Here is a 22,542-nt window from a genome sequence, read left to right on the forward strand (position 1 = left end):
AGAAGGACAACAGATGGCCCGTATTGAAATTGCCACACTTGTTCAACGTTATCGCCAACTTGAGAAGGAACTGGCATCGCTTCAAGAACAGCTGACAGAGTTTATTCGGGCTACAGTTGAGTACGAGTATCTCCAAACAGTCCCAGGGCTTGGAGACGCAACCATCATTGATTTACTATCGGAAATCGGTAGTTTTGCCCATTACGATCATCCACGCCAATTATTGAAACTCGCGGGATTGACATTGAGGGAGAATTCTTCCGGACAGCACAAGGGACAGAAACGAATTTCTAAAAGAGGAAGAAGCCAGCTGCGTGCACTGCTCTTCCGCGTCATGATGCCAATGGTCCGGCATAACAAGGCATTTAGACAACTGCACGCGTATTACACAACCAGACAAGTGAATCCATTACGCAAGAAACAGTCCATTGTAGTTCTCTGCGGAAAACTACTGAAAGTACTGCACGCAATCTGTACGAAGCACATGGTATTTGACGCTAAGCAAATGATGAGGGACATTCCCACGCTCGAAAGAGCTGCCTAAGCATTACATTCGTAGTGAACGACTAGAAAATTGGATGACACGGAGAAGCCGGCATTATATTATCCATTCGACCAGTGAGTCCCCAAAGGAGCTTAGCTAGCCTCCGCCTTATGACTAGACCGAACGAAGGAATGTAGGCGCTTTTGACGCCAAGAGACATGGGAGGGTACGTCATCATAAGCAACGCGGAGATCCACAGTGCATCGTATACAGAATTATCATCGCAACCAGTATTATCCAGCGATGACCGCGTAGCGTACCCAAGGACGTTTGAAGATTCAAATATCTAATTATTATTGTTTATCAGCGTGTCAAAAAAATATTTTTGGCATCCTAACAACGGGTCAAACCGTTGATACATCAACATTTATAGAGGGAGTGATAACTTTGTGGAAATGGGAAGCAGAAGGTAAGGCAAAAGGTGTTATCGTTCTTGTACATAACGCTTATGAACATCATAGAAGATATGTATGGCTTATACAGAAATTTCGAAGCGACGGTTTTCACGTCGTGGCGGGAGATTTACCTGGGCACGGCAAAGAAAGTGTCGAAGTGCATGCAGAAGCATTTAAGGACTACCGCAGATTTATCAAGAAAATGATCCGTAGCGGATTAGATGATAATTTGCCTGTATTTTTATTTGGACATGGTTTAGGAGCTACGTTCTTACTTCGTTTATTACAGATGGAACGAATTGAATGTGCGGGAGTGATCTGTACATCGCCTTGGCTACACTTGGAACATCACCCGCCAATTCGGGCGAAAATGTTTACAAAATGGTCTCAATCGATGACATTGGATCATGAAATAACGCCGGAACTCCTATCACGTAATCCAGATTTTTTAGAGCAATTCGCTGAAGATCCACTGTATGTATCCATTGTGACAGGCGGCTGGTACCGTGAATTGCAGACACTTATGAAGTCTGTCATGCAACCTGATTTAATTATCCAAGATGTACCGCTGTTACTTCATACGGGAGAAGCAGATCAAATTACGAACATCGATTACACACGGAAGTGGGCATTCGCACAAAACTTATCTGAACTTCAGTTGAAACGATGGAAAGACGTTGAGCACGATATCATCCAAGCACCTGAGCAAGAAGGGGTCTATTTATATACACATTCATTCATTAATAATGTACTTCATTCACTCGGATATATTATCGAATAACGTCAGGTTGTGAACATATGAGAAAACGTTTGTACATAGGTGTGGCTGGAGCTTTTGGAGCGAGCACAAGGCTGCTGGTCGGTCAGCTGCTGATCGTCAGCGGTTCTTTTCCTGTCGCGACGTTCTTGGTGAACATGGTCGGCACGTTTGTGCTTTGCTATATAGTAGAACGTGCTCGTCTTGGAGGAAGTCTCAGCCCTCTGATGGTGACGGTTATAACTACAGGATTCCTTGGTGCATTTACGACGTTTTCAGCAGTCAGTGTAGAAACGGTTGAATTGCTAAGTGATGGATTTTTTGGACTCGCCGGCACTTACGTCGCTAGTAGTTTAGCAGGTGGACTAGCTATGGCAACACTTGGTTTTTCATTGGCTAGGAGGTGCTCGTCATGATCTGGCATTTCATAGCAGTTGGTTGTGGCGGATTTATAGGAGCGCTTTTGCGTTACGAGGTATCTACCAAGCTCAATCGTGACCGTTTACCATATGGAACGTTGCTTGTTAATTCTATTGGAAGCTTCTTCATTGGCTGCATCATAGGATCAAATCTTTCACTCGGTTGGACATTGTTCTTGGCGACTGGTGTAGCAGGTGCTTTGACGACCTATTCTACGTTAATGAAAGAGATTTGGATGTACTGGGCTGAAGGCCGAAAATTCCAGGCCATTGGTTATACACTATTCACGTTCACAGTAGGGATAGGCTTAGCCTATTTAGGTTTTAGCTTATAGAAATGAGGTTCTGATGAATAACAAAACAATGCAAAAAACGACACCAAACAAACGCAAGAAAAGGATCACTTCATTCTTAATTGCTTTAGGGGTTGCGATTGTCGCCATATATTTCCCAGAACTATTTGACGATGAAGAAAAAGAGCCGAGTCGTCAAGGTCTGATTCCTGTTGAATTAGTGAAAACAATTGACGGCGATACGATCAAGATTATGTATGAAGGTAAAGAAGAAAATGTACGGTATTTATTAATTGATACACCGGAAACGAACCATCCACGTCTTGGCAAGCAGCCGTATGGGCAGCAAGCAAAGGTTCGAAATCAAGAGCTACTGCAAAAAGGTCAGCTCGAAATCGAGTTTGATGTAGGCGGGAAATATGACAAGTACGGCAGGTTATTGGCGTATATATACATAGACGGCAAGAGTGTGCAAGAACAGTTATTGAAAGAGGGATTGGCGAGAGTCGCTTATGTGTATCCGCCTAACACACGGCATCTAGATGCGTTTGAGAAAGCTGAACAACAAGCGAAAAAGTCCAGCATCGGAATTTGGACGTTGGAAGACTACACCACAGACCGCGGTTTTGACAGTGAGAAATATCCTGCAGATTCAGTGAAGATCCCTGTCTATGGTGAAACACAGGACTTCAAGAACTGTACAGAGCTTCGTAAAGTATATCCGGAGGGCGTTAAGAAAGGCCACCCGGCATATAAAGAACAGATGGATGGCAATAGTGACGGACGGGCTTGTGAATAAAAGAATGACTAAGTGAGTGGTAAGACACCGTTGATTGTAAGCGGACAATTTCTACTTCTCATGAACTCACGGAGAATGCTTACATGTATATACTAATGAATAAATAAAAGAATGAAGACAATTCCTGGTCAGATCAAGGAATTGTCTTCATTCTTTTTTCATTAAAATACTTCATTATAATTGGTAAGCTCTCGCAGTGCACGTTCTTCAGCGGGAATCCGAACGGATAGCATCCAGATGTTCAGCAACAGAAACAATCCTGCAGTGAAGTACGCACTGAATAGTAAAGGTAATACAATCAGTTCAGTTGTAACAATGACATAGTTCGGGTGGCGGATCCAGCGATAAGGTCCTTTTTTTTGTACGTCCGCTCCAGGTAGTATGAGAATTTTAGTATTCCAGAACTTCCCTAACGATGATAGACACCAAACACGCAGTACTTGCATCAATAGGAAAATTCCAAGCAAAACGCCCCAGAACGGTGAGAGAGGACGTTCGAATACAAGAACTTCGAATAATAAGGAAACGAAAAATGCCGTGTGCATCAGAACCATCCATTTATAATGAGACGCACCGATTTCTACTGCGCCATTACTGCGAATCCATTTCTCGTTACGATTGGCGACAACCAATTCGACTAACCGTTGAATGACGACGATCATAAAAACAAACAAGAAGAGCCTGCTCATCTTACTGCCACTCCAACAACAGTAATTCTCCACAGAAGCCTGGACCAAGCGCTGCCATTAAACCGTATTCACCTTCCGCAGGCTGTTGCTCGATAAAATCCTTGAGTACATACAGTACAGTAGGAGACGACATGTTTCCATGGTATTGCAACACTTTTTTCGACGTAGCGGTTTGCTCTTGATTCATATTCAAGGCTTTTTGATAAGCATCTAATACTTTTTTACCGCCCGGGTGGGCAACGAAATGTTGTACATCTTCCATTGAAAGATTATGATCTTCCACGAATTGATGTACAAATGGTCCTAACCAACTCTTGATGACGTTAGGAATACTCTTTGAAAATACAACATGCAAGCCATCATTTTTTATGTCCCAGCCCATTACATCCTCTGAATCAGGCATGAAACGGGAAGACGTTGCACGGATATGAGGCATCGGCCGTGTACTTTTGATGGTAGACTGTTCTCCGGAAACAAGTGCGCAAGCTACACCATCAGAGAATAACGATACACCGACCAAGTTACTTTTTGACACATCATCTCGTTGAAATGTTAAGCTGCAAAGCTCAACAGCGAGTAAGAGAACATTCGATTCAGGATAGGCTTTACAGTAATCAAAAGCACGACTCATACCCGAAGCACCACCTGCGCAGCCAAGACCCCAAATTGGAATACGTTTAATATCATGTCGAAATGGTAATTGATTTATAAGACGCGCATCGATACTTGGGGTGGAGATGCCACTACTTGAAACAAAGAATATCGCGTCTATTTCGGCTGCATTCACGGGACGCTCAAGCGTTGTCGTATTGGTGAGACATTTCTCGACTGCCTGTTTACCGAGTTCAACAGCATGCTGAATGTATAAATTATTTTTCGTTTCAAAATCATGGGGCTCCGCATACCATTCCAACGGCATACATACTTGACGTGAATCAATTTCACCGTTTTGGAACACCTTTAATAAGCGGTCGATATCTTTAAATGAATCCGAAAATAACGAACGAGCAAATGTCATAGCCTCTTCCTGTGACAAATCAACAGGCGGACTAACTGTACTGACAGATTGGATGATTGGCATAGGGTAACCTCCGTTTTAAATAATAGCGAGCACGAGCTGTGAATTTTGCCGTGGCTTCTTGTAGACTATATGCAATAGTAGAGGAGGACTTGTCTTGAAAATACAATTAAGTATATTAGATCAATCTCCCATTACATCCGGCAGTCATGCTCATGAAGCTTTTCAGCAAACCGCCACCTTGGCGAAAAAAGCCGAAGAATTGGGCTATAGCCGCTTTTGGGTATCCGAACATCACGATGCTCCAACTCTGGCGGGTTCATCTCCTGAAATTCTGATGGCGCATTTAGCTACAGTCACTTCGACGATTCGAATCGGATCAGGCGGTGTCATGCTACCTCACTATTCCCCTTATAAGGTGGCAGAAAACTTCAAAGTGTTAGAGGCCTTGTTTCCTGGGAGAATTGATGCGGGTGTCGGGCGAGCTCCAGCAGGGATGCCCCGAGCAACATATGCTCTCAACAACGGCGAATATCTAAATCGTGACCAATATCCCCAACAAATTGACGACCTGCACATGTATCTTCACGACGCGTTGCCTACAGATCATCCATATGAAGGATTGAAAGCAACCCCACTGACGAATAACGCACCACCTATCTGGATGTTAGGCACGAGTAAAGAGTCAGCGGACTTAGCAGCTCAAAAAGGACTACCTTATATGTTTGCACAATTCATTAATAGTGAAGGAGGTAGGGAAGCAGCGAAGTATTATCGAGATCATTTCCAAGCGTCTGCTTATACATCTTTACCGAAGCAAGCGGTAGCCGTATTTTTGTTTTGTGCAGAGACGGAAGAAAAGGCAGATTGGATTGCATCTTCATTGGATTTGTTAATGATTATGCAACAACAAGGAATGAAAGTAGAGGGGACACCTTCGCCAGAGCAAGCGGCAGCGTATCCATATAGTCAACTGGAACGAGAACTTGTTCAATTGAATCGCGAGCGTATGATAGTCGGTACACCAAAATCGGCTCGTAGGCAGTTGGAACAAATAGCGGAAGATTTTGGTGCAGAAGAAATCATGCTCGTTTCAATTACATATCACTTTCATGATAAACTGAAGTCGTATGAACTGATTATGCAAGAATTTTTGAAAGGGGAGAAGAGTAATGAATTTGATTGATACAAAAAATCAGCTGACTGAAAAGAAAAAGCATGTAGAGAAAGTGGCGAACGTTGAAAATGCAACCTTTATGAATATTCAATTGCATGCAGGTGAGGAAGTAGCAGAGCATGATGCGAATAAAGAAGTATTCATCATCGTGCGTAAAGGAAAAGTGCGGTTCATTGTAGAAGGCGAGCCGGTTGATGTAACACCAGATAATGTCTTGCATATGGTGCCTATGGAAAGGCATAGTTTACATGCTATAGAAGAGTCGGATATTTTGGTTATTCAAGTGAAACCATAAAGATACTATAAAAACAGATCGCTAGTATTACTAGCGATCTGTTTTTATAGTATCTAGAGTAGGTTAATGCTGAACGGTTTTACATAACTCACACAAACTGGAAATGAAACCTTTATTCTGTTCAGCAGTTCGTTTTTTCGGGCCACGCAAACGACCTCCTGCTCGTCGGATTTTCTGAGCTTTATGACGTGCCGCAAGTAATTGATCAATATTGTCATTTGTATACCATCTACCGTTTTGATCAAGTGGTAATCCTTGTTTCGCCAACGCCATAGCGGCCAATCCGTAGTCTTGAGTGACGACGATATCCCCTTTTTTTATACGGTTCACTAATACAAAATCGACTGCGTCGGCACCTTTGGAAACAGTAATCGTTTCTGCGCCTTCCCGGTGCATTTCGTGTGCAGTGTCACATATTAACACACAAGGTAGGCCGTACTCTTTAGCTATCTCGATCGTTTCATTGATTACTGGACAGCCATCTGCATCCACTAAAATCGTTGTCACGTAATACCACTCCTTCCGCATTACTTAATAGGTTTAGTATAGCAAATAACGGGAAAGATAAGTAAAAATGTACGATTGAGGTGATGAAATGGCTGATTTATCAAAAGAACAACGAACTACTGTAGAACAACGTGAGCAATATGGACGAGAATTGGATGCGAGGAATGCTGCCATGGAGAACATAGAAGTTCCACTTGAAAACAGAGCGTTGGCAGATCACGAAATTCCACCACCGTTAACAGAAGAAGAAGTACGAGCAAAAGTTGGTAATCAGAACTACCAAAATGCGACTGATGATAACGCACCTACATCAATTGGTAGCTAATAAAGTTATGAGAACTGCTAGGGACATCACGGATGTTCCTTTTTTGCGTTAAAAGCTAATAACGAAACTTACCTGCTAGATAAATCGTATACATACAATACAACTAGATGACGGAGTGATGAAAAATGAATGAAGGATATTTCGTAGGATGGGGCACGTTAGCTTTAATCAATGCAGTATTAGCGCAAGGAAAAAACAGAAGCGGATTGAACTGGTTTATACTCTCCTTATTTTTAGGACCACTGGCCACTCTCTTCTTAGCGCTATCAGGTAAAAAGTGATAAGCTATTTAGGAAACCGAAATAGTGAAGGGAGCTATTATAACTATGCAAATTAATGTAGAGATTTTATTCGCAACAGATGCAAAAATAACGAAGAATCTTTTGGTGAAGCAATTTGTCGACAATCAAACTGGAGGATTTTCCACGTTTGTACATGACGGAAAACAGCTAGTCGTGATAAAAAATAAAGAATGGAAAACACTAGATGCAATTCGCAGTATTGCAGGTGAAATCTCTCGCAATCTTGCGGCACAAAAAGTAGATTCTGCTTCGATCCAAGCAGATCAGCTAGGGCAAAAGTGGTCGTCTGTAGATGAAGCAGTGACGGCTTTCGTCGAAGGATGGCACCTTGGCGCTTATAACTTTGACCGCTACCAATCCAAAAAAGCAGACCCTGTCACTACATTAAATGTTAAAGGTGCTGACAATGCAACAGTCAAATCAGGAGAAGTGCGTGCAGCAGCTATGGCGTTTTCTCGCGATTTGATGAATGAACTTTCCGATGTCCTAAACCCGGAGACGTATCCAGAAGTATTGAAAGACCATTTCAAAGGGACAAAAGTGAAAATCGATGTACTTGGCAAAAAAGAAATCGAAGAACGCGAGATGAACGGTGTGTTGACTGTTTGTCGCGGTAGTAAATATGAACCTTCATTCGTAGAGATGACATTGCAGACGGATGCATCGAAACCACTCGTGGCTCTTGTCGGAAAAGGCGTGACATATGATTCGGGCGGTATCAGCTTGAAAGGCGGACGCGACGACAGTGATATGCGCATGGATATGGGCGGTTCAGCAGCTGTGAGCGGAGCTTTATCACTTCTAGCTCATTCAGATGCCAAAGTGAATGTAGTTGTGCTGATTCCAATGGTAGAAAACACTCCAGGACCCGACGCTGTTATGCCTGGAGAAGTTATTCAATATAAGAATGGCATCAGTGTACAAGTCGGTAATACCGATGCTGAAGGCCGTTTGATTTTAGCGGACGGATTAATTCGCGCTGGAGAATTAAACGCAGATTACACAGTCGATATTGCTACATTGACTGGTGCTGTTGTCGCTGCTCTCGGTACAGAAGTCGGCGGAGTTTTCGGGGATGAAGAGTTGTCTGCTAAACTGAAGAAAATAGGCGATCAAAACGGTGACTTCGTTTGGCCACTTCCGTTGGTGGATGAGTATGAAGAAACACTAGATAGCGCCTATGCTGATTGCAATAATATGAGTTCTCTAACTGTTGCCGGTTCGATCACGGCTGGCCTCTTCCTGCGCAAGTTCGCACCGAAGAATAACTGGTTGCATGTGGACATGGCAGGCGTCATGGATAAGCAGAAATCGAAGGGTTATTACACAAAATCTGCAACAGGATACGGAGCACGTTTACTTGCAGACTATACAGTGTCATTGACTAAATAAGTATACTGAAAAAAGGATGCCTTAACAGAGCATCCTTTTTTATCGTTTAGTATAAAAACTATGTATGTTTAATACTGGGAGGAACTAGTATCTACGATGGGATTGAAGCGCCAGCTGGGGACGCTTTCCGGAAGGCTCAAGCTGAACCTCCCGGAAGTCGCCCAAGCTTCCGCTGAAACCCTCACAAAAACAAAGAAGGGGAGCTAATTCCCGCTAGAATAATTAGTAAGGATACCGACGCGATAATTGCGGGTTTCATAAATGCCGGCTCTTCCTTCACGAGCTCCTTTATTGCATAGATTATCGATATGACAAAAACAAATGGCCATACGAACCATGTCCATAGATAAAGAACACTTAAAAGCTTCATGATGCTAATAAACATAAACATCACTCCTTCTATAAGAATAAGAGCTCACTATAATAAAAAAGAATAATGTGATAGATAATGCTCTTTTACTTTTGTTTCCCCTATTTTATAAAATTCACACTTTTCATAATGAGATATATAACAAAATTATTTGTAATTCATCAATGGACCAATCACAGGGGAGTATGTAATTACGAATAAACGAGTTGCTCCTCCAAAATACACAATAAAAAAGACGAGTGAGAGAAATCTTCTCACTCGTCTTTCATTATTTACATAGAACTACTTCACGTGAAAACGTACCTTTGCGCGCGAGACAACGATCGGCTATTTCAAATCCAGCAATTTCGAGCATTTCGTCCATATTCTCAATCGTAATAATTAAACAGTTTTTCGCAAAACGACGAGCTTCTTTCAAAATCTCGAGTTGGCCTTCTGCTGTAATATGCGTAAATAAATTATACGGCATATCTATAATTGCTACATCATATTCTTCGTCGACTTCAGAAATTGGACCTATTGTGACATTGCCTTCCAAATCGAAGTAGTCGATATTTTTCCGTGAACCATAGACGACAAGAGGATTAATATCACGACCTTCAATAGGGATACCCATAGAGAGTGCTTCAACAAGGACAGTTCCAATTCCACAGCAAGGATCGATGACGCGTTTCCCTTCAGGATGTGGCACCGCGATATTGACAGCAGCTCTGGCTAAACGTGTACCAAGTGCAGTGGAGTACATATGTGGTTTCTGCTGGTGCACATGCCAATCAGAAGAACTGTAAAGTAAATTTCCAACATACCAGTGATCATTCAATTGTATGATGCCGATAAACACTTCAGGATGATCCAACTCAGGCTCGCCTTTGATACGTAATCCAATTGTACGCTCTATTTCGCGACGATCATCATGACCGATTTTAGCCGTTCTGGCAAGCTTCATATCATTCAAGCAGACTGTCTTAAATAATTGATTGATTTCAAGCTCAGAAGCTTTTTCCGCCAGCAATTCTAAACTGCCTGCATCCAGTAAAACTTCAAGGCGAGTTTGTACGAACGGACTTCGTGACGGATCCACCGCAATATCACTTACGATCACATTGTCTTCTACGTCATGTCCGAAAAAAGCCCGCATTTCCATTCGACATAATTCCTTTTCATCACGGTGTCGAATATACGTGTATATAAATTGTGAAGCCATTAGTTATTTGCTCTCACTTCATGCAAACCGACAAGTGCTTCATACAAAAGTTGTAATGCATCTTGGATCGACATCGTCTCGTCAAATCCTTTAAGAGAATCAAACGGAACATTCAACTCCCAGAAGCCTTCGTTGTCAGAAAACGAAATACTAAAGCCATTTAAGTTGTGCTGAAGTTTTTCTTCAATAAATGTGCGAATTGTTTCGGCTTCTTTTTTCTTACCTTGTAAACCAAACAACGCCATATACGTCTTGAAAATGTCATCAACTTCAAGTGCCAGCGAATCCACTTTGATCTCATCGAAGTCAGGCGACTCGACAAAAAGAAATTCAGCTATATTAGATTTCAAGTAAGAGATGGGTTCCTGTAAAAAATGCTCATCTGCAAAGCGTACGGTTTCTTCTGTTTCTTTTACACATACTTCTATTGTGTTGATTGTTACTGTACTCATTTTATTCACTCCTCGTTAGTAAGTATACCGGATTGTTTTTCGGGATACCACGGATTTAAGTGAATTAACACTTCATCGACGTCTTCATTCTTTGCCATGATCAAATTACGTAATCTACTCGAGATAATATGGCCTTCTTGTATCGTCAAATCACCACTGATACCGATTCGAATATCGACCAATACGTAATGTCCATGTTCCCTGCCACGCAAGCGATCAATTCGTTTCACTTCTGGAATGGAATAAATCAATTCTTCAAATGCGTTTAATCGCTCATCACATACGTTTTTTTCCATTAAAATATCAACACTTTCCTTACCGATCTCCATAGCGATTTTAAAGACAAGAATAGAGACAATAATCCCAGCGATAGGATCTCCATATGTGAGTAGCGGCAATGCGTAAGCATCTCCAATTAAAGCAAGTCCAATACCTACTACTGCTGCAAGCGAGGCATAGACATCAGCCAGGTGATCATACGCGGTCGCGATTAACCCTTTGCTGTTCTCGGCTTTACCGATACGAATTGTGTAGATATAGAGTATATATTTCCAAATTAGCGACACAATCGCAGTCAGTAAGGCAATTTTACTTGCTGTAGCAGGTTCTTCAAATAAAGCCATTATAGCTTCGAAAGCAATATAGATCGCAGCCAATCCTAAAATAATTGCGACTATACCTGAACCAATTACCTCCGCTTTTCCGTGTCCGTACGGGTGATCTTCATCAGCCGGTCGTTTTGAAATTCGCATAGAAGTCAATGCAGCGGCAGAAGCTACCACATCACCTGCGTTATGGAAACCGTCTGCAAGTAAAACGGGACTTCTGAAAACAAATCCGACTATCAGTTTTAACACAGTTAAGATCACATTACTCAATAAGCTGATCCAAATAGCTAAGACGGCAGAAGTAGAATGCTCGCGTGCATGAATTGTCATAAAAGTTTCCCCCCTCTAACAGTGTTGCCTTTAAACAACAAAAAAACCTCGCTTATTTTGGGCGAGGTCATAAATAATTTTAATTGTTGGATTGGTGCAAAGTTCATCATTGTCATCACTCATTCATTTGTAGTTCAATCATTATCCCATAAATGTACAGTTTATGCAAGGAAACGCAACGGCACTCACAGTAGAAAAATGTCTTCTACTGTGTCAAAATAAGAAAATAGAAACAATGCAAGGAAGTAACAGTTAAAGTTGTTATACGCAGTCACGTATAAAAATACAATTCGAGAGGTTTGATGAATAATGAAGCTTTGGGGCGGACGTTTTAGTAGCAAAGCAGACGAGATCATGGAGAAGTTCAATAGCTCTTTACCCGTCGATTATCGTTTATATAGAGAAGATATCGCAGGTAGTATCGCACACGTTACGATGCAAGTTCATTCGGATTTATTGTCACCGGAGGAAGGTGAATTGCTAGTGAACGGCTTGCAGTCAATTTTGGCAGATATTGAATCTGGCGAACTAAAAATTGAAGGAAATTATGAAGATATTCATTCATTCATTGAAATGAACTTGACGGAGCGGGTAGGGGAGACAGGCAAGAAATTACATACAGCCCGTAGTCGAAACGATCAAGTAGCTGTCGATATGAGACAGTATGCGAGAAATCAAACTTCTGTCGTCATGGATGCGTTGCAGGTCTTAATTGATTCACTTGAAGCAAAAGGAAAAGCAAACAATGTTATTATGCCAGGCTACACACATTTGCAACGCGCGCAGGTCGTCACTTTCGGACATCATTTGGGCGCATACGCACAAATGTTCAAACGCGATAAAAAACGTGTACAAAATGCGGCCGAGATTCTGAATGAAAATCCACTGGGCTGTGGTGCGCTTGCTGGTACGACGCATGATATTAATCGTCAAGTGACGACCGCTTTGCTAGGTTTCGATAAGCCGGTAGATAACTTCCTTGACGGCGTCAGCGATCGCGACTACTTAGTAGAATTGATGTCCGACTTCTCACTCATTATGATGCATATGAGCCGTTTAAGTGAAGAACTGATTCTTTGGAGTAGCCAAGAGTTCCGCTTCATCACCATCTCAGACGCCTATTCAACAGGAAGCAGCATCATGCCACAGAAGAAAAATCCGGATGCAGCAGAACTAATTCGTGGTAAAACAGGACGTGTATATGGCTCTCTATTCGCTTTACTGACCACGTTGAAAGGATTGCCATTAACATACAATAAAGACATGCAGGAAGATAAAGAACAATTTTTTGACGCATTGGATACAGTTCTAGATTGCTTGGAAATCATGTCTAAAATGATCGACACTCTACAGGTAAATGAAAAGCATATGAAAGCAGCAATTAAAGGAGGTTTCTTGAATGCAACAGAGGTGGCGGACTATTTAGTTGCAAAAGGTACGCCATTCCGTGATGCACATGAAATTGTTGGGAAAATCATCATTTATTGTGAACAGGAAAACAAAGCAATTGAGGATCTGACAGTGGGGGAACTCAAAAAGTTCAGCAATCATATCGAAGACGACATCTATGAATATATTGATTACGAATCCATTATTACAAAAGGCAATAAAGGATTGATGAAAAAACAGTAATACTAATAAGTAAACTAGTTTTTCTATAGACGCTGGCTAATACTACCTCAATAAAACTGAACGATAATAAGCATGTAAAAAGCCTGTGGAATGTCCACAGGCTTTTTACTATTCAACACGGGGCTTACCTTGGGCAGATGCGACAATAAAACCTATTGCACCAAACACTATAGCAGGCAAAATCCAACCGACACCTTGTTCATATAATGGTAGGAATTCCAATATATGTGTAACCGGTACCACATCGATATTGAATGCACGTAACACATCAAAGAATCCAATAAGACCTGCTGCTAGTAAACCATAGTTATACACTTCATGATAGCCTTTGAATAATGGGTGTAACAATCTGAAGATTATTAAGACAATGGCTAGCGGATATACTCCTACTAGTACAGGAATCATCACTGCAAGCAACTGCGTGAGACCGACATTCGCAACTATCGTAGAAAATGAACAAATAATAAACACAAACGCTTTATAAGAAATCTTTGGTACGACCTTAGAAAGATATGTAGCACTAGCGGTCGTCAGTCCAACCGAAGTCGTTAAGCAAGCTAACGTGACTGCAAGTCCAAGTAAGTATAATCCGTTATTACCCATCAAAGCATATGCAAGTTTTGCTAAAATATCTCCGCCATTCGTGGCACCTTCTGCTACAGAGCGGCTCGTCATCCCTAAATAGGCTAATCCAGCATAAACAAAGCTCAACCCGATAACTGCAATGGATCCTGCTTTCATCGTAATAGAAGTAATCGCTTTTCTATCTGTAATACCTTTTGCCTTCACGGCATTAATTACAATGATAGCGAAGACGAGCGCAGCCATTGCGTCCATTGTTCCATACCCTTCGATAAAACCTTTGAAAAAATAATCTTCTGCATAAGATCCTTGCGGCGCGCCCGCTTCACCGACTGGTTTGATAATACCAGTCACGACGATAAGCGTTACGATAGCTAGCAATATGGGAGTTAAAATACTTCCGAATCGATCGACTAGTTTATTTGGCTTAAATGAGAGCCAAATCGTCACTGTAAAAAACACAATGGAAAAGAGCGCCAGTGCTAACCTAGAGTACGACTCCGGTACAAATGGTGAAACGGCAATTTCGAATGAAACAGTCGCTGTACGCGGAACACCGAAGAACGGTCCAAGCGCTAAATATATAACTAATGGAAAGATCATGGCAAACAAAGGAGATGCTTTTCTCGCTAAATCACTTAGTTGGCTACCACTCATGGTAACTGCAATTACGCCGAGATAGGGAAGACCTACTCCTGTTATTAAAAACCCAACTAGCGTAATCCATGTCTGTGTTCCTGCTAGTTGACCCAGTAGCGGTGGGAAAATCATATTTCCTGCACCGAAAAAGAGAGCGAACATCGTCAACCCTAATTTAAACGTATCAAATTTTGTAAATTGATTCATTTGGAAATCCTCCTGAAATACTTTGAAAAGTGTATGTATTTAGATAATTAGTTGTATGTTAGTGAAAAGAGCTCATAAAAAAGGATTCTCCTAAGAGAATCCTTCAGAAGATTACCCCATAATGTGGTAGCCGGCATCTACATAGATGACTTCACCTGTCACGCCACTCGATAAATTACTTAACATTGCCACTGTCATATCTGAAACTTCTTCAGGTTTGACATTACGTTTTAGTGGCGCACGCTCCTCAATTTGACTGAGGATAGTATTAAAGGAAGGAACGCCTTTTGCGGATAATGTACGAACTGCTCCAGCAGAGATTGCATTGACGCGAATATTTTGTTCACCTAGCTCCGATGCCAAGTAGCGTACAGAAGCTTCAAGAGCAGCTTTTGCAACACCCATTACGTTATAGCCTTCAAGAACTCGTTCTGCTCCTAAATAACTCATCGTAATGATCGCTCCGCCTTCTGTCATATAATGACGGGCTTCACGTGCTGCTGCTACCAATGAATAGGCACTTGAATCTTGTGCGAATGCATATCCTTCACGAGTTGTTTCGACGAATGGATTATGCAAGTCTTGTTGATGTGCAAATGCGATGGAATGGACTACTCCATGAATAACACCAACTTCTTCGCCAATCGTTTTGAAAGCCTGTTCGATGCTTTCGTCACTATTCACATCACATTGAACAATTTGTTTGGCTGTGAATTCATTTTTAGCTAACGCTTTTTCTAATTTATCACGTGAGCGATCTTTACGGTAGGTGAAAATGACATTCGCACCGACTGAGAATAATGCTTTTGCAACTCCCCAACCAATACTACGTTCATTTGCCACACCCATAATCACAATATTTTTACCGGATAATTTTAATAAATCTACCATAATAGCCTCCTGAAAGTTTCTTATTCATTTGATCATATTATACACTCCATAATAATAACATATAGCGATGAAGAAGTTATAGATTTTCTATTAAGAAAGGAAAGAGAATTTATAAGTTAACTGTTAATAAATAAAAATACAGTTGACTTTATAATTATACATACGTATACTTGTCATTAATGAATAAAGAGGTGATGGCGTTGAAGGTTGGAATCGTAGGAGCGTCTGGATATGGTGGCCTAGAATTGATACGGTTGCTACAAAACCATCCGGAAATTGAACAAATTGATTTATTCACATCCTCAGAAGTGGGGACGGTCTTTTCTCAAAAATATCCACATCTCGTGAATATTCACGATCAGCCGATGAAGGCTATAGAACCTGAACATATTAGCAAGCTGGACACAGTGTTTTTCAGTACACCAGCAGGCGTTACAACTAAGTTACTTCCTCCATTGGTCGGCGCTGGTGCTAAATTGATTGACTTATCAGGAGATTTTAGATTGAAAGATCAAGGGACTTTTGAGCACTGGTATCAAAAGGATGCACCGCCAATTGAACATTTGGAGAAAAGTGTATACGGACTTCCCGAATGGAATAAAGAGGATATTGCCGATGCAGAAGTAATTGCGAATCCAGGGTGTTACCCGACAGCGGTACTTCTTTCTTTACTTCCGTTACTAAAAAACAAACTAATTGACGGTAGCCAATTGATCATCGATGCAAAAAGTGGTATATCCGGTGCAGGTAATAAACCGAGCCAGGCGACTCATTTCAGTGAAACAAATGAAAACTTCTCTATATACAAGATTCATCAACATCAGCATATACCGGAAATTGAACAGGCAATGAATACATTTGCCGATCAGCCGGATCCAATTATGTTCACTACACATCTTGTTCCTATGACGAGAGGTATCATGACAACGAGCTATGCGAAAGTGAATGGGCAAGTAACGGAAGAACAGCTGGTAAATTGCTTGCAAGAAACCTATAAAGATAGTCCGTTCGTTCGCATTTTGACAGACGTACAAAAGGTCAGTACGAAACAGGTATATGGCTCCAACTATTGTGATATCCATGTCAAGGTAGATCCACGAACGAATCAGGCAACGATTATAGCAGTTATTGATAATGTGGTGAAAGGCGCCGCTGGACAAGCTATACAAAATATGAATATCCAATATGATCTAAATGAAAAAACAGGAATCGATATCATTCCATTATGGATTTAAACAATGAATTTGGAAACGAGAACTAGAGGGGGAGCACTACTATGGAAACTATCGAAAGTATGAAGCGCATCTCGCGTAAAAACATTATCTCACCAAAAGGATTCAAGGCAGTCGGCATTCACTGTGGGCTAAAACATAAGAAAAATGATTTAGCTCTATTAGTCAGCGAAGTGCCAGCGAGTGTTGCGGGTGTCTTCACAACGAATGTAATCCAGGCAGCTCCACTTCAAGTCACAAAAAAAGTTGTCAATGAGACACAAAAAATGCAAGCGGTCGTTATTAACTCCGGTAACGCGAATGCATGTACAGGAAAGCAAGGCATGCAAGACGCAATAACTATGCAACAAAAAACCGCAGAGCACTTAGGGATTGATTCCGATCTTGTAGGGATTGCTTCAACAGGTGTGATTGGTGAACAAATGAATATGGTTCCTTTACTATCAGGTATTGAAAAGCTTCAACCAATGGACACATTGGAAGGTTCCATTCAATTTTCACAAGCAATTTTAACAACAGATACCGTAACGAAAAATACTGCTTATGCAACGGTGATCGATGATCGTGAAGTAGTAGTAGCGGGTGTTGCAAAAGGTTCAGGAATGATCGAACCAAATATGGCGACGATGCTTGGCTTCATCACAACCGACGCCCATATTGAATCTGAGCATTTACAAACAGCACTAAAAGAAATTGCAGATGTAACTTTCAACTCCATTACAGTAGACGGTGATACGTCAACAAATGACATGGTTCTCGTTATGGCAAACGGGCTAGCGGGTAACCACTCATTAACTCCGGATCATCGCGAATGGCAATCTTTCATCGATGCATTGCATGCCGTATCACGTGATTTGGCAAAAATGATCGCTAAAGATGGAGAAGGTGCTACCAAATTGATCGAAGCGAAAGTGACAGGTGCAGTTTCGGATGAACAAGCGCGTCAAATCGCAAAATCTGTTGTCGGCTCACCGCTTGTCAAGACGGCAGTATTTGGCTGTGACGCGAACTGGGGAAGAATTATTGCGGCAGTTGGATATAGCGGAGCCACAATAGATCCGGAAGATATCAAAATCTATATCGGTGACACTGTAGTAGTAGAAGGCGGAGAACCTATTCCGTTTTCAGAAGAGAAATTGTTAATTTACCTTAAACAGCATGAAGTGAAATTTGCAATAGAACTAAACCAGGGAGCTGGTCAAGGAATGGCATGGGGGTGCGATCTTACTTATGACTACGTCCAAATTAACGCAACATACCGCACGTAAAAGACAAGTTATTAAACTAGGCGGCAGTATGCTAGACGAATTAAGCGATAATTTTTTCCAGGGTGTGAAGAAATTACAGCAAGATGGTGTTCAAGTAATTATTGTTCATGGTGGGGGACCAAACATTAATCAAGAACTTGAAAATCGTGGAGTGGCTTCGACTGTTGTCAATGGGTTCCGTGTTACGTCTGCTGAAGCAATTGATATCGTTCAGTCAATCATGATTGGCCAAGTGAATCCAGCGCTCGTTCATCGTTTCAATCACGAAGGAATCAAGGCGGTTGGATTAAGTGGATTCGATGCGAACTTATTTACATGTGATGTACTTGATTTTGAAACCTATGGTTATGTGGGAGAAATTAAAACAGTTAAAACAGAAGTTTTGGATGCGCTATCGGATGCAGGAGTTATTCCTGTTATCTCTTGTATCGGTACAACTGCTACTGGTGATCCATTGAATGTCAACGCGGATACAGTCGCGAGTCAAATTGCATTAGCGGTCGAAGCGGAAAGTTTATTATTGGTGACAGATACATCAGGAATCCGGATTCAAGATCAGCCCCAGACAGAAGTGGTACCGCAAGCTATTTATGGCTGGATTAAATCAGAAGATATCTATGGAGGAATGATTCCTAAAGTAATGGCGGCAATAGATTGTCTAGAAGCGGGTATTCCATCTGTACAGATCGTCTGTCAGAAATTAAAAGGCACGGTCATTACCAAGGAGGAGGCGATCGCGTGACGTATTTATTCAATAACTATGCAAGACGTGCGGTACATCTCGTAAAAGGACAGGGTACCGTAGTGACAGACGATAAAGGGAAGGATTATTTAGACTTTACTAGCGGCATCGCAGTCGTCAGTTTAGGACATGCTCATCCTGCAATTGTTAAAGCTTTGCAAGAACAAAGCGAAAAGTTATGGCATATTTCCAATTTATTTGAAAGTCCAGAACAGGAAAAACTTGCTGAATCATTAACGAAAAATACGGATCTGTCATATGCGTTATTTTGTAACAGTGGAGCTGAAGCAAATGAAGCGGCGATTAAACTAGCACGTAAACATACAGGCAAGCATCATATCTTATCGTTTAAACAGTCATTCCATGGGCGGACCTTTGGCGCAATGGCTGCTACCGGTCAAGATAAAATCCAACAAGGATTCGGCCCGATGCTTCAAAGTTTTGAAGCATTGCCATTTAATGATGTAAAGTCTTTAAAACAAGCAACTAACGATAGCGTGGCTGCCATCATGCTAGAAGTCATCCAAGCAGAAGGTGGGGTTAACTCTATCGAACCGGCTTTTGCTGAAGCGGTTATGGCTGCCTGTAATGAACATAATATTCTCCTCATTATCGATGAAGTTCAGACAGGAATTGGACGTACAGGAACTCGCTATGCCTACGAGCAAACTGCATTAAAACCTGATATTGTCTCACTTGCTAAAGGTCTGGGTGGCGGTTTCCCGATTGGAGCTTTGCTAGCTGGCGAAGAGCTGTTCGATACCTTCGGACCTGGCGCACATGGTACAACGTTTGGCGGAAATCCATTAGCCATCTCAGTTGCCCAAACTGTAGTTCATCATGTGTTTGATCCTGCCTTCTTACAGGATGTTCAAGAAAAATCTGAGTACCTGAAGAAACAACTCCAATCAGAACTACCAAATGATAAATACTCGATTCGGGGTCAGGGCTTATTAGTTGGAATTCATTCAAATAAAGAAATCGCCCCATTCATCCAAGCGGCCGAAAAACAAGGATTACTCCTTGTACCTGCTGGAACGAATGTCATCCGTCTATTACCACCGCTGACAGTTTCAAAAGAAGAAATCGATCAAGCGGTAGCAATTTTAAAGAACATATTAACGTAATCACAAATTGAATTAAAGTAGTCTGCGAACTGCTATTCAGTAAACAAAAGATCTCCCCGAAGTTACAACACTTCAAGGGAGATCTTTTTTGCATGTGTACAAGTCAAATGCAGTTACACTTTTTGGAATTCTTTCTATACAAAGAATTATTCCTCAGGTATAGTTAAGGCAAAACAACTTAAGAGAATGGAAGTGTCCTAGACTTGAAAAAGATATGCGCACTAGCGCTAACGATAATGCTGGTCCTATATGCATTCCCAACCACCTCGCTTGCCAGTGTCTTTCAAGATGTACGTCCCCAGCACTCGGCAGCTGATGAAATACACTATTTAGTTGAAAAAGGAATCATCATAGAAAAACCAAATACCAAATATCGTGTAAACGAACCGATCACACGCCTCGAAGCCTCAGGGATGATCCAACGCGCACTAAAAATTCCTGTAGAGAATAGACCTGATGCAAAGCTGTCTGACGTAAAGGTGTCTCATTCCCACTACGCACTCATGGCTGCAATGGTTGATGAAGGTATTTTCATGGGCAACGAGAAAAATGAATTTCAACCGTATGGTAATCTAAAACGTGGGCAAATGGCGGCGGTATTCGTTCGCGCATTTGATCTAACAGGTACATCCACATACCGATTCCGTGATGTGCCTGCAACGTATTGGGGTTTATCGGACATTCAAAAGCTATCTGTAAATGCGATTACGACAGGCTATTTGGATAACACGTTTAAACCGAATCAAACGTTAACTCGTGGACACTTTGCAGTATTTCTTGCACGAATTCTTGAGCCTGACTTTAGAGAACAATCTGCGTGTTATAAGCCGAATAATACACCAGTGCAAACAGTAAATGTTCCTGTGACGACACTCTGGAAAGAGCCAGGAAAATCGCGAACAGTAGATGCTTATGCCACAAACAAATCGCCTGATATTACGAAGTGGGTTGCTGCGATGAGTTTACGTGAAAAACAATGGCTAGTAGGTAAATTAGAAACGCAAGCACTATATGGTCAAACGGTAAAAGTTCTACAAACAAAAGGGGACTGGGTGCAAGTGACAGTAGTTGATCAAAGCTCACCTAAAAATGCTGCAGGTTATCCTGGATGGATGTTGAAGAATCATGTAACGACCGTATATCCTAACTATGCAACATGCGACACAGCTATGGTGACAAAGAAGTCAGCTTCACTTACGATGGATGAAAGTGGCAAGCAATCTTTCCGTTCCATCAGCTTCAATACGACGTTGCCAATAGTTCATGTTATGGATAACAAGCTCGCTGTCCAAACACCTGCTGACGGGATAAAGTACATTGACAAAACTGCAGTGAAGGTAGTTGGAGCAGATGGCGTCATGCCAAAGCCAACAACACAGCAAATCATGGAGACAGCCAAACTCTTTGACGGATTAACGTATCTATGGGCAGGCACTTCAGGATTTGGCCTCGACTGCTCAGGATTTACTTATTCTGTCTATCGTCAGCATGGGATCGATATACCACGTGATGCATCTGTACAAGCATTAAATGGAAAGTTGGTGCAGAAGAAGGATTTGCAACCTGGAGACTTACTGTTCTTTGCTTACAACAAAGGTAAAGGTATCATCCACCATGTCGGGATGTATGCTGGAAACGGTCAAATGATTCATGCACCGAACCCAAAGCGTACTGTGGAGATCATCCCTATGACGCTAGAACCGTATAAATCGGAATATGTATCAGCCAGAAGATATTTGAAATGAAAAAAGCGCACAGACAATGTCTGTGCGCTTTTTATCTGTCTTACAGCTTACCTTCAAACAATAATTTATCACCATTCAAATCAATAATTTTTAAATGATTATCATGCTTAATGAAGATACTTTTATACACTTTTTTTCCGCTTTTATTTTCAAAAAGAATAATACGCTTGCCTTGATTATCCGCTTCTACTTGAGCTGTTAACTCGTCCAACGGAATATGCTCTGCCAATACCTCGGCTTCTTCATGCCCTAACAAATTAGAATTGGAAGGTTCGTATGAAGCGTTCGGTTCATCGGCAGGTATCTCTTCAGCAGGTGCTTCTTCTGTAAGTATTTCAGTCTCGTCAGGTTCAGTTACTTCCGGTTCTTCCTCAGGCTCAATTACTTCAACTGCAATATCCTCATCTTCTACAGGCTTTGCTTCCTCATCGTTACCGCATGCAGCCAAAAAAACGGCGAGTGCAGGTAATAGCCACCATTTCTTCATATGCGCTCACTCCTGTTTAAATCATTTAATGTCTAGACAGTGTAAAAGATTGCCTAGTATAAATCAATTGACTAGACTTTACTGCTATGGATATTGTGGAAATTGGTGAGTTAA

The 22,542-nt window shown here is 41.6% G+C and carries 26 protein-coding genes; 16 read left to right on the forward strand and 10 right to left on the reverse strand.

Annotated features, from left to right (window positions below):
- The 5 genes from H605_RS0116165 to H605_RS0116185 all read left to right on the forward strand — a co-directional run.
- The coding region (locus tag H605_RS0116165; protein WP_029055144.1) for an IS110 family transposase at nt 1-544 on the forward strand (544 nt) is incomplete at its 5' end.
- A 378-nt stretch (nt 545-922) separates the two neighbouring features.
- Nucleotides 923-1,720, forward strand: coding sequence for an alpha/beta hydrolase (locus H605_RS0116170; RefSeq protein WP_232321247.1), 798 nt, complete (start codon nt 923-925; stop codon nt 1,718-1,720).
- Between the two features lie 17 nt (nt 1,721-1,737).
- Complete coding sequence (locus tag H605_RS0116175; RefSeq protein WP_029055146.1) at nt 1,738-2,112, forward strand: fluoride efflux transporter FluC; 375 nt, start codon at nt 1,738-1,740, stop codon at nt 2,110-2,112.
- The gene (locus H605_RS0116180) at nt 2,109-2,450 is read left to right on the forward strand and encodes a fluoride efflux transporter FluC (RefSeq protein WP_029055147.1); all 342 of its coding nucleotides are present in this window, start codon (nt 2,109-2,111) and stop codon (nt 2,448-2,450) included. The genes H605_RS0116175 and H605_RS0116180 overlap by 4 nt, the downstream gene beginning before the upstream one ends.
- 13 nt (nt 2,451-2,463) lie before the next feature.
- Complete coding sequence (locus H605_RS0116185) at nt 2,464-3,207, forward strand: thermonuclease family protein (RefSeq protein ID WP_232321246.1); 744 nt, start codon at nt 2,464-2,466, stop codon at nt 3,205-3,207.
- Between the two features lie 161 nt (nt 3,208-3,368).
- Here H605_RS0116185 and H605_RS0116190 read toward each other — a convergent pair whose 3' ends face one another.
- Complete coding sequence (locus H605_RS0116190; RefSeq protein WP_248681220.1) at nt 3,369-3,869, reverse strand: isoprenylcysteine carboxyl methyltransferase family protein; 501 nt, start codon at nt 3,867-3,869, stop codon at nt 3,369-3,371.
- Between the two features lie 28 nt (nt 3,870-3,897).
- Entirely contained in the window at nt 3,898-4,977 is a 1,080-nt protein-coding gene (locus tag H605_RS0116195; protein ID WP_029055150.1) for a type III polyketide synthase, read from the reverse strand.
- A 94-nt stretch (nt 4,978-5,071) separates the two neighbouring features.
- On the opposite strand from H605_RS0116195, the gene H605_RS0116200 reads away from it, so the two are divergent.
- The gene (locus tag H605_RS0116200; RefSeq protein WP_029055151.1) at nt 5,072-6,100 is read left to right on the forward strand and encodes an LLM class flavin-dependent oxidoreductase; all 1,029 of its coding nucleotides are present in this window, start codon (nt 5,072-5,074) and stop codon (nt 6,098-6,100) included.
- On the forward strand, nt 6,087-6,386 hold the full coding sequence (locus H605_RS0116205) for a cupin domain-containing protein (RefSeq protein ID WP_029055152.1): 300 nt from the start codon (nt 6,087-6,089) through the stop codon (nt 6,384-6,386). Before H605_RS0116200 ends, H605_RS0116205 begins: the two co-directional genes overlap by 14 nt.
- A gap of 63 nt (nt 6,387-6,449) precedes the next feature.
- Here the strand turns inward: H605_RS0116205 and H605_RS0116210 are convergent, their stop codons facing one another.
- Nucleotides 6,450-6,893 (reverse strand): YaiI/YqxD family protein, encoded by a 444-nt coding sequence (locus tag H605_RS0116210; RefSeq protein WP_029055153.1) that lies wholly within the window; start codon nt 6,891-6,893, stop codon nt 6,450-6,452.
- 88 nt (nt 6,894-6,981) lie between these two features.
- Here H605_RS0116210 and H605_RS18195 point away from each other — a divergent pair, with 88 nt between their 5' ends.
- The 3 genes from H605_RS18195 to H605_RS0116225 all read left to right on the forward strand — a co-directional run bounded on the left by H605_RS18195 (nt 6,982) and on the right by H605_RS0116225 (nt 8,912).
- Nucleotides 6,982-7,218 carry a hypothetical protein gene (locus H605_RS18195; protein ID WP_037562287.1) on the forward strand — a complete coding sequence of 79 codons (237 nt, stop codon included), beginning with the start codon at nt 6,982-6,984 and terminating at the stop codon, nt 7,216-7,218.
- 125 nt (nt 7,219-7,343) lie between these two features.
- Nucleotides 7,344-7,499, forward strand: coding sequence for a hypothetical protein (locus H605_RS19165; RefSeq protein WP_169535198.1), 156 nt, complete (start codon nt 7,344-7,346; stop codon nt 7,497-7,499).
- 45 nt (nt 7,500-7,544) lie between these two features.
- Entirely contained in the window at nt 7,545-8,912 is a 1,368-nt protein-coding gene (locus H605_RS0116225; RefSeq protein ID WP_029055154.1) for a leucyl aminopeptidase family protein, read from the forward strand.
- A 181-nt stretch (nt 8,913-9,093) separates the two neighbouring features.
- Here H605_RS0116225 and H605_RS0116230 read toward each other — a convergent pair whose 3' ends face one another.
- The 4 genes from H605_RS0116230 to H605_RS0116245 all read right to left on the reverse strand — a co-directional run bounded on the left by H605_RS0116230 (nt 9,094) and on the right by H605_RS0116245 (nt 11,876).
- On the reverse strand, nt 9,094-9,297 hold the full coding sequence (locus H605_RS0116230; RefSeq protein WP_029055155.1) for a hypothetical protein: 204 nt from the start codon (nt 9,295-9,297) through the stop codon (nt 9,094-9,096).
- Nucleotides 9,298-9,550: 253 nt separating this feature from the next.
- Entirely contained in the window at nt 9,551-10,486 is a 936-nt protein-coding gene (locus tag H605_RS0116235; protein WP_029055156.1) for a TRM11 family SAM-dependent methyltransferase, read from the reverse strand.
- Complete coding sequence (locus H605_RS18200; protein WP_037562289.1) at nt 10,486-10,938, reverse strand: hypothetical protein; 453 nt, start codon at nt 10,936-10,938, stop codon at nt 10,486-10,488. Before H605_RS18200 ends, H605_RS0116235 begins: the two co-directional genes overlap by 1 nt.
- 5 nt (nt 10,939-10,943) lie before the next feature.
- The gene (locus tag H605_RS0116245; RefSeq protein WP_037562291.1) at nt 10,944-11,876 is read right to left on the reverse strand and encodes a cation diffusion facilitator family transporter; all 933 of its coding nucleotides are present in this window, start codon (nt 11,874-11,876) and stop codon (nt 10,944-10,946) included.
- 309 nt (nt 11,877-12,185) lie between these two features.
- Here H605_RS0116245 and argH point away from each other — a divergent pair, with 309 nt between their 5' ends.
- On the forward strand, nt 12,186-13,508 hold the full coding sequence (gene argH, locus H605_RS0116250; protein ID WP_029055158.1) for an argininosuccinate lyase: 1,323 nt from the start codon (nt 12,186-12,188) through the stop codon (nt 13,506-13,508).
- Between the two features lie 108 nt (nt 13,509-13,616).
- On the opposite strand, the gene brnQ is transcribed toward argH, so the two are convergent.
- Together brnQ and H605_RS0116260 are read right to left on the reverse strand one after the other, a co-directional pair.
- Nucleotides 13,617-14,936 carry a branched-chain amino acid transport system II carrier protein gene (gene brnQ, locus H605_RS0116255; RefSeq protein WP_029055159.1) on the reverse strand — a complete coding sequence of 440 codons (1,320 nt, stop codon included), beginning with the start codon at nt 14,934-14,936 and terminating at the stop codon, nt 13,617-13,619.
- Nucleotides 14,937-15,047: 111 nt separating this feature from the next.
- Nucleotides 15,048-15,827, reverse strand: coding sequence for an enoyl-ACP reductase FabI (locus H605_RS0116260; protein ID WP_029055160.1), 780 nt, complete (start codon nt 15,825-15,827; stop codon nt 15,048-15,050).
- Between the two features lie 179 nt (nt 15,828-16,006).
- Here H605_RS0116260 and argC point away from each other — a divergent pair, with 179 nt between their 5' ends.
- From argC to H605_RS18495, 5 genes are all read left to right on the forward strand, one after another.
- Complete coding sequence (gene argC / locus H605_RS0116265; protein WP_081657984.1) at nt 16,007-17,062, forward strand: N-acetyl-gamma-glutamyl-phosphate reductase; 1,056 nt, start codon at nt 16,007-16,009, stop codon at nt 17,060-17,062.
- A 41-nt stretch (nt 17,063-17,103) separates the two neighbouring features.
- Nucleotides 17,104-18,327: a bifunctional glutamate N-acetyltransferase/amino-acid acetyltransferase ArgJ gene (argJ, locus tag H605_RS0116270; protein ID WP_029055162.1), complete on the forward strand. Its 1,224-nt coding sequence runs from the start codon at nt 17,104-17,106 to the stop codon at nt 18,325-18,327.
- Nucleotides 18,290-19,069 (forward strand): acetylglutamate kinase, encoded by a 780-nt coding sequence (gene argB, locus H605_RS0116275; RefSeq protein ID WP_029055163.1) that lies wholly within the window; start codon nt 18,290-18,292, stop codon nt 19,067-19,069. Before argJ ends, argB begins: the two co-directional genes overlap by 38 nt.
- The gene (locus H605_RS0116280; protein WP_029055164.1) at nt 19,066-20,196 is read left to right on the forward strand and encodes an acetylornithine transaminase; all 1,131 of its coding nucleotides are present in this window, start codon (nt 19,066-19,068) and stop codon (nt 20,194-20,196) included. The genes argB and H605_RS0116280 overlap by 4 nt, the downstream gene beginning before the upstream one ends.
- Nucleotides 20,197-20,432: 236 nt before the next feature.
- Complete coding sequence (locus H605_RS18495) at nt 20,433-21,941, forward strand: NlpC/P60 family protein (protein ID WP_155979563.1); 1,509 nt, start codon at nt 20,433-20,435, stop codon at nt 21,939-21,941.
- 40 nt (nt 21,942-21,981) lie between these two features.
- On the opposite strand, the gene H605_RS18500 is transcribed toward H605_RS18495, so the two are convergent.
- The gene (locus H605_RS18500; RefSeq protein WP_051210641.1) at nt 21,982-22,428 is read right to left on the reverse strand and encodes a hypothetical protein; all 447 of its coding nucleotides are present in this window, start codon (nt 22,426-22,428) and stop codon (nt 21,982-21,984) included.
- Nucleotides 22,429-22,542: the final 114 nt, after the last annotated feature.

The sequence above is a fragment of the Sporosarcina ureae DSM 2281 genome, assembly GCF_000425545.1.
Taxonomy (GTDB): Bacteria; Bacillota; Bacilli; order Bacillales_A; family Planococcaceae; genus Sporosarcina; species Sporosarcina ureae.